This window comes from Rhizobium sp. 01L410 (assembly GCF_056400165.1).
This window is the reverse complement of the sequence record NZ_JBFTST010000013.1, coordinates 107165-120998: the sequence shown is the minus strand read 5'-3', so window position 1 is coordinate 120998 and position 13834 is coordinate 107165. Positions and strand designations below refer to the sequence as shown.

16 protein-coding genes and 2 pseudogenes are annotated in these 13834 nt (G+C 57.9%); 8 read left to right on the top strand and 10 right to left on the bottom strand.

The features are described 5' to 3' along the window. Window positions 1-391: 391 nt before the first annotated feature. The gene (locus AC1DV9_RS24375) at window positions 392-655 is read right to left on the bottom strand and encodes a hypothetical protein (RefSeq protein WP_112446052.1); all 264 of its coding nucleotides are present in this window, start codon (window positions 653-655) and stop codon (window positions 392-394) included. A 353-nt stretch (window positions 656-1008) separates the two neighbouring features. On the opposite strand from AC1DV9_RS24375, the gene AC1DV9_RS24370 reads away from it, so the two are divergent. Both AC1DV9_RS24370 and AC1DV9_RS24365 read left to right on the top strand, forming a co-directional pair. Beyond that, a complete protein-coding gene (locus tag AC1DV9_RS24370; RefSeq protein ID WP_112386845.1) occupies window positions 1009-1212 on the top strand; it encodes a cold-shock protein in 204 nt (67 codons plus the stop codon). Between the two features lie 190 nt (window positions 1213-1402). Then, window positions 1403-1852, top strand: a complete 450-nt coding sequence (locus tag AC1DV9_RS24365) for a hypothetical protein (RefSeq protein WP_112386844.1) — start codon at window positions 1403-1405, stop codon at window positions 1850-1852. Window positions 1853-1883: 31 nt separating this feature from the next. On the opposite strand, the pseudogene AC1DV9_RS24360 reads toward AC1DV9_RS24365, so the two are convergent. The 4 genes and pseudogenes from AC1DV9_RS24360 to AC1DV9_RS24345 all read right to left on the bottom strand — a co-directional run bounded on the left by AC1DV9_RS24360 (window position 1884) and on the right by AC1DV9_RS24345 (window position 3922). Then, window positions 1884-2579, bottom strand: a pseudogene (locus AC1DV9_RS24360) (SDR family oxidoreductase). Between the two features lie 217 nt (window positions 2580-2796). Beyond that, window positions 2797-3435, bottom strand: coding sequence for a glutathione S-transferase family protein (locus tag AC1DV9_RS24355; protein ID WP_477950337.1), 639 nt, complete (start codon window positions 3433-3435; stop codon window positions 2797-2799). A gap of 80 nt (window positions 3436-3515) precedes the next feature. Further along, window positions 3516-3743 carry a hypothetical protein gene (locus AC1DV9_RS24350; protein WP_477950336.1) on the bottom strand — a complete coding sequence of 76 codons (228 nt, stop codon included), beginning with the start codon at window positions 3741-3743 and terminating at the stop codon, window positions 3516-3518. Continuing rightward, the gene (locus AC1DV9_RS24345; RefSeq protein ID WP_477950372.1) at window positions 3740-3922 is read right to left on the bottom strand and encodes a hypothetical protein; all 183 of its coding nucleotides are present in this window, start codon (window positions 3920-3922) and stop codon (window positions 3740-3742) included. Before AC1DV9_RS24345 ends, AC1DV9_RS24350 begins: the two co-directional genes overlap by 4 nt. Before the next feature lie 527 nt (window positions 3923-4449). Between AC1DV9_RS24345 and AC1DV9_RS24340 the strand changes: the two are divergent. Then, window positions 4450-4551: pseudogene (locus AC1DV9_RS24340) on the top strand (pyridoxamine 5'-phosphate oxidase family protein); the annotation flags it as partial. Between the two features lie 138 nt (window positions 4552-4689). Here the strand turns inward: AC1DV9_RS24340 and AC1DV9_RS24335 are convergent. The 4 genes from AC1DV9_RS24335 to AC1DV9_RS24320 all read right to left on the bottom strand — a co-directional run bounded on the left by AC1DV9_RS24335 (window position 4690) and on the right by AC1DV9_RS24320 (window position 9388). Next, entirely contained in the window at window positions 4690-5025 is a 336-nt protein-coding gene (locus AC1DV9_RS24335) for a hypothetical protein (RefSeq protein ID WP_477950335.1), read from the bottom strand. Between the two features lie 561 nt (window positions 5026-5586). Then, the gene (locus AC1DV9_RS24330; protein ID WP_477950334.1) at window positions 5587-7872 is read right to left on the bottom strand and encodes a xanthine dehydrogenase family protein molybdopterin-binding subunit; all 2286 of its coding nucleotides are present in this window, start codon (window positions 7870-7872) and stop codon (window positions 5587-5589) included. Then, on the bottom strand, window positions 7869-8858 hold the full coding sequence (locus tag AC1DV9_RS24325) for an FAD binding domain-containing protein (RefSeq protein ID WP_112386838.1): 990 nt from the start codon (window positions 8856-8858) through the stop codon (window positions 7869-7871). The genes AC1DV9_RS24330 and AC1DV9_RS24325 overlap by 4 nt, the downstream gene beginning before the upstream one ends. Next, complete coding sequence (locus AC1DV9_RS24320) at window positions 8855-9388, bottom strand: 2Fe-2S iron-sulfur cluster-binding protein (protein WP_112386837.1); 534 nt, start codon at window positions 9386-9388, stop codon at window positions 8855-8857. The genes AC1DV9_RS24325 and AC1DV9_RS24320 overlap by 4 nt, the downstream gene beginning before the upstream one ends. Window positions 9389-10234: 846 nt before the next feature. Here AC1DV9_RS24320 and AC1DV9_RS24315 point away from each other — a divergent pair. The 5 genes from AC1DV9_RS24315 (at window position 10235) to AC1DV9_RS24295 (ending at window position 13157) form a co-directional block, all read left to right on the top strand. Next, window positions 10235-10417, top strand: a complete 183-nt coding sequence (locus AC1DV9_RS24315; RefSeq protein WP_112446054.1) for a hypothetical protein — start codon at window positions 10235-10237, stop codon at window positions 10415-10417. 174 nt (window positions 10418-10591) lie between these two features. Then, window positions 10592-10780 (top strand): hypothetical protein, encoded by a 189-nt coding sequence (locus AC1DV9_RS24310; RefSeq protein ID WP_112386836.1) that lies wholly within the window; start codon window positions 10592-10594, stop codon window positions 10778-10780. A 229-nt stretch (window positions 10781-11009) separates the two neighbouring features. Further along, the gene (locus AC1DV9_RS24305) at window positions 11010-11219 is read left to right on the top strand and encodes a hypothetical protein (RefSeq protein ID WP_112386835.1); all 210 of its coding nucleotides are present in this window, start codon (window positions 11010-11012) and stop codon (window positions 11217-11219) included. Between the two features lie 289 nt (window positions 11220-11508). Beyond that, window positions 11509-11865, top strand: a complete 357-nt coding sequence (locus tag AC1DV9_RS24300) for a hypothetical protein (RefSeq protein ID WP_112386834.1) — start codon at window positions 11509-11511, stop codon at window positions 11863-11865. 959 nt (window positions 11866-12824) lie between these two features. Continuing rightward, entirely contained in the window at window positions 12825-13157 is a 333-nt protein-coding gene (locus AC1DV9_RS24295; RefSeq protein ID WP_310300487.1) for a sunset domain-containing protein, read from the top strand. A 198-nt stretch (window positions 13158-13355) separates the two neighbouring features. On the opposite strand, the gene AC1DV9_RS24290 is transcribed toward AC1DV9_RS24295, so the two are convergent. Then, entirely contained in the window at window positions 13356-13649 is a 294-nt protein-coding gene (locus tag AC1DV9_RS24290) for a DUF982 domain-containing protein (protein WP_112386831.1), read from the bottom strand. Window positions 13650-13834: the final 185 nt, after the last annotated feature.

The following is a 13834-nucleotide window of genomic DNA, read 5'->3' as shown; positions in this document are numbered from 1 at the left end:
TGGCTGGAGAGCACTAGCCGACGCTATAACCGCCATCGACAGGCAACGTCACACCCGTGACAAAGGCCGCAGCCGGCGAGCACAAAACAAGATTGGACCCACCAGATCGTCGGCTGTGCCCCAGCGCTTGAGAGTTGAGCGGCTGGCAATCGCGGCATGCGCGTCAACGTGTTGCCCCTGGCTACCACCAAACCGACATGACGAGACCGCTCTGGTCCGTTCCGAACAGCGAGGAGACGTCCCCGGCCCTGTTTGAGAGCCAGTGCTTTCGTGAGCCAGAGACGATGCCGTCCTGGCCGCGTGTGACGACGCCCTCGCGGGCAATGTAGCTGCACCGTGTATCACTGCCGGCTGAGCCGAAATGGTTGAACGCGAGCAAACGGAGGTTTCCCTATTCGGCTACTCTCAATGCTTCGCCGAACTTCGCAGCGAGACGGCGGCAGTCCTTACAATTGAGTACGATGCCTGCCAGTGCGACCGAAGCCTCGTGCTCGTCGCATTTCAAAGTTTCGAGGCCAGCGAGATGATGGATAGCATTGCCGAGGAGCATATTGCAGGGTGCGCCTTCAACGTTTGATCCGGTGGCCTTATGTGTCAAGACGCCGCTGACAGTAGCGAGCCAGTCACGCCGCGAAAATATGAGTTCATCATCCATTTCAGTCTCCGAAACTAATGAAGCATACCGTGCCCTTTTCGAAAAACGCGGCGGATCGCCCAACAGTTCCAGGGGCTGCATATGTTCCCAGTCAAACCATTGCGTTCGCAATTGGCGCCCAGGAACGTGGATGAAGACTGAGCCCTCCGCATCAGTGGACAGATCCTCAGGCAAGAAAACATGTGACGGACAAAAAACTCACTGGGAGCAGGCCTCTTCCTGATGACAGCGTTCCCGCTGGGGATCAATTTGAAGGTCCTGCCCGCCGAGTGCGACAGGAAGGTTGCGGACTGGCTGGCAGCTGCTTAAGGTCGGCAGCGGTAGTTAAGGCCGCAATTCTCACGAGGATAAACATGGCAACTGGCACAGTGAAATTCTTCAATCAGGAAAAAGGTTTCGGCTTCATCACCCCCGATGCCGGCGGACCTGATGTCTTCGTTCATGTCAGCGCGCTCGGTGGTCAGGGATCACTGCGCGACGGCGACAAGGTCAGCTATGACGTTGGCCAGGATCGCAAGACTGGAAAATCCAAGGCTGAGAATGTCAGACCTGCCTAAGCTTTTGCGCCCCGGCCTCTGTGGCCGGGGTGTTTCGGCTGCTGCGGGCACCGAATCGCAGTAACAAGCGACGATAATCTCCCCTCCAGACTGACCGATCATCCATCGCCCGGTGAAACCGCGCATCAGCACGGAACCGTTAGGACCTCCCGTCGTTACGACTGACACACCAGCACGATGGAGATCATTAATGTCGAATGTATCGAGAGCAGGCGGAGAAGATCCCAACAATGCGACCAGTCAGGTCCGCTTCGGAAGGTCTGTCGAGAGCAAAGCTCAGATTGATGATGCGGCTGCGGCCGGTGCCGACTTTGGTGGCGAAACCCTGAATCTTTACAGGCTGGAGCCAATCGCGGCGCCGACCGATCCCAGATGGGTCAATTCGCCTGGCCATGGGACTGTTGTTGTTGCTGCGCGCAGCTCAGGAGACGCCCGTATCGTTGCGACCAGCCGCGAGCTCGACTTCATGGAGATCGACTCAGCTCCGGCCGAGGGCGTGACGACGACGAATGCCAGCTCATTTCGCGACGACAAGCTTTATTCGGTGACCGAGATCGACCACGGACGCACTGATCTTGAGCGTGGCTTGGTCGATGGCAAGATTTCGGTCGATACGATACGGCCAACGCAGGACGACTAAGGCCGAACGGCTAAAACCGCCGTAGCCGTCTTCACCGGAGAAGTCCCTGACCTCCGTCGACAAATAGCGGCGAGCCGGTTATGTGCCTCGCGCTAGCGGTCAGCAGAAAATGGATAGCGCCAGCTGCATCAGCGCTTTTCCTGGCTCGCCTTTCGTGAGAGCAACGCTACCTTCCGGCCACACGACGGGGACCTCCACATCCTCGCGGTGCCTGATATGCGTCGAGGCTGATATTTCGGTAGCGATCGCGCCCGGACAAAGAACGTTGATCGGATTGAATGACGGCCGAGTTCGAGTGCCAGCTGCTGAGCCATCGCGACCTGGGCGCCTTTTGTCGCGCTGTAAGCAATCGCACCGGGTGAGGTGAAAGTGCGAACGCCGCTAAATGGAGGACACGATGAGATCGCACCTCCTCCCGCCACCTTCAGTAGTGGAACAAACACATGCAGCGTGAGGTACGTGCCGCGCAGGTTGACGCGAACGATCCTGTCCCACTCGTTCGGCATCAGATCGTCAATTGGAGCCCACACCCCATTAATGCTGGCGTTGTCGACAATGGCATCCAGGCGGCCGACCCTGGCCAAAAGGGCCGCGCGAGCACCTCCAATCTCTTCGTCCGACGACGATATCCGCACAGAAAGTGAGGCAACGGTCACTGGAAAATTTCGAGCGGACCGCTTCCCTAACTATCGGAATCGACCAGTGCCAGATCGAAGTCGGTCGCCATCCTGAACGCCGTCGCCAATACTATTCCAGATGCGGTCCCTGTAACCAAAGCGACAGGCCTGGCAATGATCTTCAGACCCCACCTGTAGAGACATGTGCGCGATGGCGACCTTAGTTTCGACGATATGCCTTTCGTCAGCCTCGTCGAACGACAATGCGCCGCTGACAATCCTTGTTCCCGTACAGCTTGCGACAGTTGTCCGAGATAACATCTTCGATCACTGTGCAAACCTGTAAGGCCCGCCCTTTTCGAGAGCCCGGATATAGGCCGGGCGAGCATGAATGCGTTTGAGCCACTCGGCGATTGCAGGCCGGGAACCGCTCAGGCGGGCATTCTTGGCTGCAGCCTCAAGAGGAAAGCTCATCATGACGTCGGCGGCCGAAATGCTCTCGCCAGCGAACCAGGGCCGCGTCGAGAGCTCAGTTTCGATATAGTCGAGGTGCACGTCGAGCATAGGGCGAAGCCTTTTAAAGGCGACCTTTCCCAGAAGCGGTACACGGGACACTGCAAGGAGCGCAAACAGCACCGGCATGACAGAACCCTCGGCATAGTGGAGAAACATGCGGTAGCGAAGCAGGCCGGAGGGGCCTTCCGGCGGGCCCATCTGGCCGTCAGCTTTTGCGACCAGGTATTCGCAGATCGCCGCGGTCTCGGTCAGTATGGGTTGTGTGTCCCCGTGGCCGGCATCTTCAATCACGGGCGACTTTCCGAGCGGATGAACGCGCTTCAGTTCATCCGGAGCACTCATGTCGGCATTGCGCCTGTAGTGACGGACGTCGTATTCGAGGCCGAGCTCCTCCAACAGCCAGATCATACGTTGGGATCGGCTGTTATTGAGATGGTGTAAAATGATCATTGAACCTCCGGCGGGCCGCGTCCATATGCGGTCGCGCGCTGTTACGAACAGTACAGGTGTACGGATCAGTGCAAGACCGACTAGCTAAACAGCATGGCGCCATCGCCGCCCGCGTTGTCGTTGAACGGCAAGCCGCGAATACGCCACGCTTGGCGCAAAATGTCCTGCAGTTCTTCAACGGAAAACTCATCGAAATTTGCCCAGAGCTGAACAGCAAGCGACCTCAGATCTACGGTCGTTTCAGGCTCGGTTTCCGCGGCCACGGCGAGAGCTTCCACCTCGAGCTGGAGGTCGGCATTCTCGGTCATAGTGCAACGCCGGTAACCGGATCAATGCTTGGACGTTCGCTCTCGTCCTTGCTGCCTGCAGGCTGCACCGTGGCAGGCGCCAGTGATTCCTTGTCGGCATTGTGGGGCTTCTTGGGAACCGGCTTTACATCGCGCGGGCGTCGTTGCTCGGGTGTAGCATTGGTGTCATTCGTGGCCATCATATCCTCCTAAAAAGGGCCGTTATGCCCGCTTTACCTGCCAGATTCATTTCTCTTGATTGCCTTAAGGGGGCAGCTTCACCACTTTTCTGAAGCTTTGCCAATCCGATCTCCAGCACCTGATTCATTTCACGTTTGAGGCCGCGTCAATGGTTACCTGACGTAACGGTGGCGACATCGCGGTAAGGGTGCTGCAGCGGCGTTATGCGCCTATCGCTACACCCGCGATGAAGACAGATGGATCTCGACGTCGTACCGCTGCTTAACCGCGTGCTGATCTCGCTATCGTCGAGCTTTGCGAGCCGATGGCCGGCAAGCGTCATGTCCGCAGCTGCGAATTTGTAGGTAGAGTTGCCATTGATTTCCTTTGACAGGAAACCCTGCCTGCAAGGTATTGTTCCAGCTTCCCGCACCGCATTGGGAACCTTACCGACAGGCGAGGTTCGGGAGGCTTCGGCCGCGCTGGGCGCTTCTTTCGCACAATAATATGCAGGAGAAGAAAAATGTCGACCATGACACTTTAGGATCTGTTCAATCATCTGAGAAAGATAGACTTTTGCCTGCTATGCACCGCTGGGTCGAGGGCGATGGCCCCTCGCCCCATGAGCAATAGTAACGGCGATGTTGATGAGATCGTCCCTGCGCAGAAGTGACACCGGCCTATCGCTACAACCGCCGCATACAAATCGGAGGACGCCCTTAAAACCGCCTCTCCTGCGGCCTTTAGCATTTCGCTTGGACCGGCGAGCATCATGAGAGCTCTCTGCCTATCCGCGGCCACCGGATCGTGAGTGCTGCAAAAGCGTGGAAACGATCATAGTGAGCGCAAATACCGAAATCGTTTTCAGCACGGGATAGGAGGCCCTCGGGCCGCTTGCGCTTCTGCTTGTGCTTCGGCCTTGGATGATCGCCAAACGTGAGCGAAGGTTCGTAGCTTCACTTTTCAGCCATGCGAGCTCCTTTTCCGCTGCAGTTTTGGCTTCCGCAATATGCTCCGTGCCCGATATTTCAGATTCTGCGCGAGCTTCCTCCATTTCGAGCGCGTAGCGATCGAGCTCAGACTTGACGACGCGCGCATTCGTCCGTGTATGTGTTCCTGCCATAGGATCCTCCTGTCGTTCCAATAACAACGCACAGGATCTCCAAAAGATGCCTTCTTACGGAGGTCTTCGTCTGCAATGACGGGCCAAGGCATTTCCTGTCATTTTTTCGTCCGCCGATGCGCGCCTCAACGTGTTAACTGCTGGTACCGGCTGAGCGCCGTGGCCTGTAAACGTCGGGGTTGAACGAAGCATGGCCGGCGCGGGAAGCGGCTCGCGGACGTATAATACCAATGCGGTAAGAGCCCGGTCTGCGAGGTCATTCAGACAAGATCTGGAGCGTTCAGGCGCCGGGCTTGTCAAGGTCGCCGACAACAGCAACGATTGCTGCGGCGGCGCGGATGCAGCAATCGCTTCCAGTAGATGGCGCAGTAAATCACCCCGTGATCGAACGGGAGAAGCTCGTCAGCTGCCAACTGATCCAATCTTTACTATCACTCGCTAATTCGTTTCACGCCGCTCGCCGAAACACCAATCTGCAACCCAACTGGGTAAAACAAGGGAGCCGTTAGCGGCAGCCTGCCCGATCGGCGATGGGCACTTCGCCGCCTAGGAAACATTCGTTCAGAGGAGCTTGTCTAATGTGATCGGCAGGTCACGGATCCTCTTGCCCGTCGCGTTATAGACAGCATTGGCGATGGCCGCCCCTACCCCAGTTATTCCGATCTCGCCTATACCGCGCGCTCCCATTGGCGCTTGAGGGTCGGCCTCGTCGAGGTAAATGACGTCGATCTGAGGAACGTCCATTTGCACTGGAACATGGTATTCAGCCAGCGAAGCATTCACAATGCGACCTGTACGCTCGTCAAAATTAGTCTCCTCCGTCAGGGCAAGCCCTATTCCCATGATGATGCCGCCCTTGAACTGGCTGGTCGCCATCTTGCCATTGAGTATATGGCCAGCGTCGAACGAGCCCAGAAACCGCCGGACCCTGGTCTCGCCAGTAATCTGATTGACACCGACCTCACAGAACTGCGCCCCATAGGAATGCATGGAAAAGGCTTCCATTTCGGCAGGCGGCGGTGCTTCGGCCTGACAGACAAGCTCTGTGCGTCCCGCCCGGAGCAGGATCGACTGATAGGTTTCAAAGCGGCTCTGATCCTGCACGTGACCAAGGCCGGAATTGCGTGCTTCCACGTCTGCAAACGACAGGCCTGCAAGGGGAGAGTCGTTGCCGGCGAGTTTAAGCAGCTCCTCGATGAACACTTCGGAGGCGGCAATGATCGCGCCTCCTATCGATGCCGTCTGCGTCGAGCCTCCCGCGATGACGCCGCGCGGAAGATGGCTGTCTCCGTATTCGAAGCTCACCTTGTCGAGTGGCACGCCCAGACGCGCCGAGATGTGTTGAGCCTGGGCGGTCGCGGTGCCCATGCCCATGTCGTGAACGGCTGTCGAGACCGCAACGGAACCATCTTCTGTCAGTTTGATGCGCGCTGCCCCCCCTGGAAAGCGGTGATACGGGTAGGTCGCAGTCGCGCATCCCAAGCCGATAAGCCACTCGCCATCGCGCACCTGTCCCGGTTTCCGGTTACGGTGGCGCCAGCCGAACCTCTCGGCGCCCCGCTCGTAAGCTTCGACCAACATGCGCGAGGAGAACGGCTTCCCGCTCGTCGGGTCAGTTTCTGGCTCAATCCTCCGCCGCAACTCGATTGGGTCGATCCCCAATTTGTCGGCGAGCTCATCCAGTGCACATTCGAGGGCGAAGGTTCCAACGGATTCGCCGGGCGCTCGCATGAAGGTATTGGCGAGCATGTCCATATCCGCCACCTCCTGGGCAAGCCGGAAGCTTCCCGCAGCATAAAGGTGGCGTGCCGGAAAGGTGAATTGTTCCGGGCAGGAATTGTGCGGTGTCATGGCGACGATGCCAGTGTGGATGAGAGCGCCAAGCTTCCCCGTTTCGTCGGCCCCGAGGGCGACGCGCTGCTCAGTCACCGTGCGTCCGCCCACGACACGGAAGACACCTTCGCGCGATAGCATAATACGCACCGGGCGGCTGGCGAGCTTTGCAGCCGCGCAGGCGAGGATCTGATGATCCCAAAGGCATTTGCCCCCGAATCCGCCACCGACGAAGGGCGAAGTAAGATGGACGTTTGCCGGATCGATCCCGAAGATCTCTGCAAGCTGGCCGGTCGTGAGGTCGATAAGCTGGCTGGCGTCATGGACACGGAGGTTATCGCCGCTCCAGGCCACTGTTGCCGCATGAAGCTCGATGGCGTTATGATTGTGACGCGGCGTCCGGTAGAGGTTGTCGACCTGGACTGCGGCGGCTCGCAATGCGCTCTCGGCATCGCCGATCTCAAGAACGGGCGGCTGGCCAAGGAGGGTTTCGAGCTGACGCGGATTTGCCTTGGCCTCGGCGAAGGATGTCACGGCCGGTAAGAGATCATAGTCGGCGTCGATCAGCGAAGCGGCATAATCTGCCGCTTCTTGCGTTTCGCCCAGAACTAACGCAATCGGCTGGCCGTTCCAGTGGATCTCGTCAGTCTGCATTACCGGCAGGTCGCTGGCGCCAGCCGCATTGGGTGACGACATCATCAATGACGGCGCTTTCATGCGCGGTGCATTGCGATAGGTCATGACCAGGATGACGCCGGGCGCTTTTTCCGCATCGCCGACATGGAGCTGCGATATGCGTGCGCGGGCCACCGTGCTGAAAGCCAGGGCCGCGTAGCAGATATTGTCATAGGGAAACTCGGCAGCAAAGCGTGCCGCGCCCTGCACCTTCAGCGGTCCATCGATACGCGATACGGGTTGGCCAAGGGCGCCGTGTTTTCGAAGGAGCGGATCGCGGGTAACGGCGGGTTGCCAGTATCCGGGCTTCTGCGGTTTTGTATCCTGACCAGCGCTCATTTTTCCTCTCCCATCAATTCTTCAAGCACGACGGTGATCAGGCGCTTCGCCAGTTCGATCTTGAAACCGTTGTCCCTGAGCCCGACCGCTGCGGCGAGTTCGGCTTCCGCGGCGCGGCGAAAAGCGTCGGATCCGGCCGGATTACCTTTCAGGCTCGCCTCGGCGATGGCGGCGCGCCAGGGCTTGTGAGCAACGCCCCCGAGAGCAAGACGCACATCGCGCACGACACCGGCGTTATCGACATCGAGGGCGGCAGCAACGGAAACCAGCGCGAAGGCGTAACTTGCCCGGTCCCGAACCTTTCTGTAGGTCGAACGTCGACCAAAACCGAGCGGCGGTATTTCGACTGCCGTAATCAATTCGCCCGGAAGCAGTTCGGTTTCCACCTCAGGGTGGTCACCTGGCAGCCGATGCAGCGACTCCAGAGGCAGCATTCGTGTACCGAGAGGTCCGCCGAGATGAACGGTCGCATCCAGTGCAGCAAGCGCGACACACATGTCGGACGGATGGGTCGCCACGCAGGCAGGCGAAGCGCCCAGTATCGCATGATAGCGATTGAAGCCATCGCGCGCATCGCAGCCGGCACCCGGGACGCGCTTGTTGCAGCTTGCCGCGTTGTCGTAGAAATACCGGCAGCGCGTCCGCTGCAGAATGTTGCCCCCGACGGTCGCCATATTGCGGATTTGGGCGCTGGCGCCGGAAAGGATCGAGCGCGCCAAGAACGGATATCTGTCGCGAACGTGCGCGTTGGCCGCGAGCGCCGAGTTTTTGGCCGCCGCCCCGACGAAGAGACTGCCGTCAGCACGCATCTCGATCCGGTCATCAAGCCCGGTCACGTCGATCAGCACATCAGGTTGCTCGACGGTTTCGCGCATGAGATCAATGAGGTTCGTGCCGCCGCCGAGGTACTTTGCCCGACCGTTCGTCTTGGCGAGCGCAATGGCGCTCGCAGTATTGCCAGGCTGCTCGTAGGTGAAGATGTTCATGCGCGGACCCCCTCTCCGATTGTAGGGTGATTGCCGGCGGAAAGGGTCTCGGAAATCGCCTCGACGATCCCGTTGTAGGCGCCGCATCGACAGAGGTTGCCACTCATCCGCTCGCGAATTTCCGTCTGATCGAGAGCGATGCGCGGCGACGTCAGATCCTTTGTAACGGCACTCGGCATGCCCCGCTCAATCTCGCTTGCCATGCCGATGGCGGAACAGAGCTGACCGGGAGTGCAATAGCCGCATTGAAACCCGTCATGATCGACGAATGCCTGCTGCAGCGGATTGAGATGTCCGTCTTGAGCCAACCCCTCGACAGTGACGATCTTGCGGCCCTGATACTGCACCGCCAAGGCAAGGCAGGAGTTAATGCGCTCGCCTTCAACAAGCACGGTGCATGCGCCGCAGGCGCCCTGGTCGCATCCCTTTTTCGTGCCTGTTCGTCCGAGGCAGTTTCTGAGCAGATCGAGGAGCGACGTCCGGATGTCTGCCTCGACATCGATCTGTTCTCCGTTGACAATGAAATGCATAGGCTCATCTCCCTTGTGCCGGATTCGGTCGACCCCCGCTGGTACAAGCTAGGGGGAACGCTGCCCGTTTCAAACGCCATCAGCCAATCTTCGTTCAATTTCAGCCGCAGCCTCAAAAAAATCCTAGGTAAAGCAATTCCATCTTCGAGGGAGGAGAACAGACCTCAACAGCCTTGTTTCGATTAGCTCCGCGCTGCTGATCTCACAAACTGTGGAAATCTGAAGCTTTAGCCTGATCGTGCCGCAGCACGTCAATGACAGCGGGAAAGACGGACGGCAGGAATTTGAAGGGGGATCTATGGGGAGAAAATAACAACGATAAGATTACGGCAGATCATGGCCTGACGAAGGCTCAGAGCAAGGCAATAGTCGAGGCCGCCAGGGCATGGTGCGCCGACGGCTTTAGCGTAAGACGAACACCGACCTGCCCGAAAGACAACACGTTCGTCCCAAAATCGAGTGGATTAGCGACGGGGCACGGTTGCACCTAGCGGGCCAAGCCGTCGATGCCAAGACGTTGGAACTCTGCGAGCGTGGCCCCTACGAGGTGTGGCCAGCGCGCCAGACCTCGGGGCAAGGAGGACATTGAAGGGCGGAGGCCTGAACACGGGTGAACGGCGGTGTCGCATTTCCTGCACAGCGTTCCCGCCGCCAGAGAATGTTGCGCGCTCACTGTTAAAATTGCTGATCGGCTGATTAAAATCATAAAGTTCGCGTTCACGGTTGCTATGAATCCCGGCATCCGAAATTACGCCGAAGCGGAATGCGTGGCGATCGCGCACGGGCTAAGCGCGGAACTATCCAAGCGACCAGGGATTTAATCAGGCCGATGAAAGGAATTGCGAGATGAATAAGGACACGAAGGCCCAGCAGGCAATAGAGGAGACTGGAAAGAAGCCGGTCAATGGGGTGGATAATCCGCCAGCCGGACCCCATGACAAACCGCATCTTCAGGATGAAACCAAGACGCCTGGAGCAGGTTCGTTACCCGATAAGGGGGATGAGAGCGTGTCACCGGGTAGTGGGTGAACTAGCATACGAACTTATGCCGCTGGTCGTACTCGCCTCGGCCTGTTGACGTGGCCCTTAGATGCCGACCGGCAACTATCTTACGGCTATCCACTACCGATTAATCAACTGTACGGTATAGGACGCTTGCCGACCCGCGCTTGCCGCTTTCTGACGGCGGCCTAGCTCGATGGCATGTCCAAACAAGATCCAGAACACATCCGACGCCGGAACACCTTAACGGCACAGGAACGCCGCGATCGCTTCGATACCACGAACGATCTGGCGATGGCGACCATCGGGGCGGAAATCGACGCGCGCCGCGAGAAAACCGAACGGCTGAAAGCTCAGCGTGAGGCTGCGGGCCGATCGTCTTCCGGCTGACAGTCTCGACTTCTTCTCGGTAACGGTTGGGGCAGCGAAACATTTCGCGGCTTCGATCAATATTGGAAGATGAGTGCAGGCGACGAGCAAGACACCCCGCAGTCCAGCGTCTCGGACAGCCGATCGATGCCGGCATGATCTTTGCTATGATAGGTGGTCGGTATGCAATTATAGGTCGGAGCAGGAACTGTTGATGCGCACGTGTGTTTCCTTGTGAAGGAGAAAGTTAATGACAAGCACATCACGGAAACTTGCAGAGGAATATGTGCGCTTAGGCGGACGCAGACTTGCGAATATCGACGACAACATCATTAGTGTCCGTTCCTGGGACAAGGACACTCCGGAGGCGGAGGCGTTCTGGAAGGAAAAGATATTAACGCTTAGCGAAATAGATCGGCACCAAGTTGAAGTACACCTGCCGTCCATCAGCGATCGTTGACGCTAGCCGTTCAAAATTTGAACTCAAGACAATTTACGTCGACGTATGACGCACGATGCCGGTCGCGGACTCACTGGATAGATCAACCTTCGACGGCCGGGCCGACCATCCCCACGGTTTAGATATTCAGGGCGGTCCATAATGTCGCCGGAGGAAATCCCACCGATCTAGCGGAAACCCGTACAGCATTGGTGCGATATCGGGAACCTTCAGGCAACGACTAGCTTAGGACATAGCGCCTTCCGATGTGGTGGCCGCGAAATTCCAGCTCGCTCGAAGGATGTTCAGAATGACGAGAAACGATGGCGACCAAAGAGATGTGACGGAAACCGCCACGCAAGCAAGGCAGGGAAACCGCGGCAGGCCAGTCCTGATCGTGCTGATCAGTGGTCTTGTGCTTGCGCTGATCGCCTGGGCTGGCCTCGGTATATGGGGCGAAAGCATTGACACGGATGCCAAACCAACGGCCTCGACATCGAACGATCCTATCAACACACAGCCATCCGGAGCAGGCACATTCGATAATAACGCGGCCGATGGCAGTGCACGTCCGCCGGAAAAAACAGACCGATCGCCGTCGCCTAGCGGCAGTGGGGGCGGGCCAACCCAGGTCACATCGCCATCGGGTACAGAGAAGATCCAGTAGGTCAAGGGATAGCGTCAGTGTGGTCCGTCTCATCGAATGGCGAGTGTCGCCTCACGGCATCTAGTTCTACCATCATTCTAGCTCCACCGAACATCGGATGGCTGCTTGATCGGGCTCTTAGTTGTCATGAACGAAGGCAGCGTCAGATCGCGCCGAGCGTCTTCCCACCGCGACAAGCATCACAAGCATCTGGTTCATTGCTTTGAGATCCCCAATGGTGGCAGTGCGAAGGTTGACGCCGTTCACTATCCCTGGCCTGTAAACGCAGGTGTGTTCTCTGACGTCTGCGTTGTAATCGCCTCAACACACTCCAATACGCACACCCGCCCCGCCTTAGAGCGGGCCTTTTTCTCGATCTTCAAGGCCGAAGCTAAAAGGGACGGCTTAACGGGAGCGCTCGGAATTGTTTTCGACGCTGGTCTCTCATTTGGGTCTGATGGGTGGCCCCGAAGCGTATAGTAAGCGCCCCTCGCTCACGAGGCGTGGCGGAAACGTTTCCTTATGGCCTCAGTGAGGCTTCCCGCGCCCGCCTAGTCCCTACCAACCATTGAAAGTTTCATTTTGCGCACTACTTATAGGTGATGAACAAATCAGCGACCAAAGCACAAGCCACCCATACGGAATCCATGTCGATCATCGCTGCACAGGATGCCGCTCGCGATAAGAAGACATCGCAGCTGCGGGAGTTGCGCTTAGCCCGCGACGCGGAGAGAGCCGCTACGGTCCTGCTTGAGCCCGTCAAGCCCGTTAAGCCTAGACGAAAGCGAACCGCCTAGTAGGTCGGTTGGTGCACCATCGCGGCAATGTGCTTGACCGGCCCGAGAGCTACCATCTAGCGCCGTAGCACTTCTGTGATTATGCCGCCCGAAGCTTGGCTTTTTAATCATATTGCCAACCTTCAGTTTACCCGGAGCTCAACTTTTCCTTGCGTTCCCGCATGGTCACGGCATCCTTCTGGAATGCCGACACACCGCTCATTTCCGCCCCCACGATACCGAGTGAAGCAGGCGCCACCGCTCTTCTCGATGAAGGCGTTCTATCTGGCTGTCATCGGCGCAGGCGTGATTGGTTACGGTGCCGTCGATGCGGTCAATCTTCTCAGCCCCACATCAGCGCTCAGTGGTGCTTGCAACATCAAGGGCAACATCAGCATCCAAAGCCGTGAACACATTTACCATGTGCCAGGCCAGGAATATTACGAAGAGACCAAGATTTATCCCCAGTATGGAGAACGGTGGTTCTGCTCAGAGGCCGAGGCGCGCGCGGCGGGCTGGAGACGCGCGCGCAGTTAGGCGCAAACCTAGGATCCCTTCGCGCAAATCACCGCCATGTCCACTACATAAAGCCTAGTGCGCCGTCCACGCTGCGATGAGGCCGCTATCGTTGCGTCCATATCCTATGACGAAGCTAGGCATCTCCTGATGTGAAAAGCCGCCACCTGAATGAAAGGGCGGCGGGGCGTGGAATTTGCGCTGTGTCTATGAAGGCGCCTACGAGCCGATGTTCCGATCACTCTGGCGCTTCGCAACAACGGGCACCTCTTCAATGTTTGCGAGCATGTGGTGCTTTATCAGGAACCGACGAAGGTTTTCCCTGAACGCTGGCAAAGGAAAGATACCTTGGGCCGCCATGCGGCAAGCCTTTTCAATAACCTCATAGGTGGCATCTCTTTGCTCTTCCGCCCATTCGTCGAGGAAGTCAAAGACATCTTCGAGGCTAGCGAGTTCCTGAATATAATGCCGCTTCCTCAGGAACAACGGAGCGTCAAACGAGGTGTTCGCCATGGCCATCTCCTTCCTCGTTGCGTGTTTGACGGCGCAAGATTTAGGAGAAGGCGGCGGAAAATCAAGACCTGTTTTAACGCACCTAATGGGTGGTGGGCCGCAGCGTTCTCGCTGGTCACAAGCGAGTTTGGCCATCAGGCTCATCTTCGCAAGACCGTATTTTTGCAACGGAAGGCGGCCCGATC

Coding starts and splice junctions, on each gene's coding strand:
- AC1DV9_RS24335 (WP_477950335.1), bottom strand. CDS start 5,025: ATGGCAGGAACACATACACGGACGAATGCGCGCGTCGTCAAGTCTGAG.
- AC1DV9_RS24325 (WP_112386838.1), bottom strand. CDS start 8,858: ATGAACATCTTCACCTACGAGCAGCCTGGCAATACTGCGAGCGCCATT.
- AC1DV9_RS24350 (WP_477950336.1), bottom strand. CDS start 3,743: ATGACCGAGAATGCCGACCTCCAGCTCGAGGTGGAAGCTCTCGCCGTG.
- AC1DV9_RS24300 (WP_112386834.1), top strand. CDS start 11,509: ATGACGAGAAACGATGGCGACCAAAGAGATGTGACGGAAACCGCCACG.
- AC1DV9_RS24345 (WP_477950372.1), bottom strand. CDS start 3,922: ATGGCCACGAATGACACCAATGCTACACCCGAGCAACGACGCCCGCGC.
- AC1DV9_RS24375 (WP_112446052.1), bottom strand. CDS start 655: ATGGATGATGAACTCATATTTTCGCGGCGTGACTGGCTCGCTACTGTC.
- AC1DV9_RS24320 (WP_112386837.1), bottom strand. CDS start 9,388: ATGCATTTCATTGTCAACGGAGAACAGATCGATGTCGAGGCAGACATC.
- AC1DV9_RS24355 (WP_477950337.1), bottom strand. CDS start 3,435: ATGATCATTTTACACCATCTCAATAACAGCCGATCCCAACGTATGATC.
- AC1DV9_RS24310 (WP_112386836.1), top strand. CDS start 10,592: ATGTCCAAACAAGATCCAGAACACATCCGACGCCGGAACACCTTAACG.
- AC1DV9_RS24365 (WP_112386844.1), top strand. CDS start 1,403: ATGTCGAATGTATCGAGAGCAGGCGGAGAAGATCCCAACAATGCGACC.
- AC1DV9_RS24315 (WP_112446054.1), top strand. CDS start 10,235: ATGAATAAGGACACGAAGGCCCAGCAGGCAATAGAGGAGACTGGAAAG.
- AC1DV9_RS24290 (WP_112386831.1), bottom strand. CDS start 13,649: ATGGCGAACACCTCGTTTGACGCTCCGTTGTTCCTGAGGAAGCGGCAT.
- AC1DV9_RS24370 (WP_112386845.1), top strand. CDS start 1,009: ATGGCAACTGGCACAGTGAAATTCTTCAATCAGGAAAAAGGTTTCGGC.
- AC1DV9_RS24330 (WP_477950334.1), bottom strand. CDS start 7,872: ATGAGCGCTGGTCAGGATACAAAACCGCAGAAGCCCGGATACTGGCAA.
- AC1DV9_RS24305 (WP_112386835.1), top strand. CDS start 11,010: ATGACAAGCACATCACGGAAACTTGCAGAGGAATATGTGCGCTTAGGC.
- AC1DV9_RS24295 (WP_310300487.1), top strand. CDS start 12,825: ATGCCGACACACCGCTCATTTCCGCCCCCACGATACCGAGTGAAGCAG.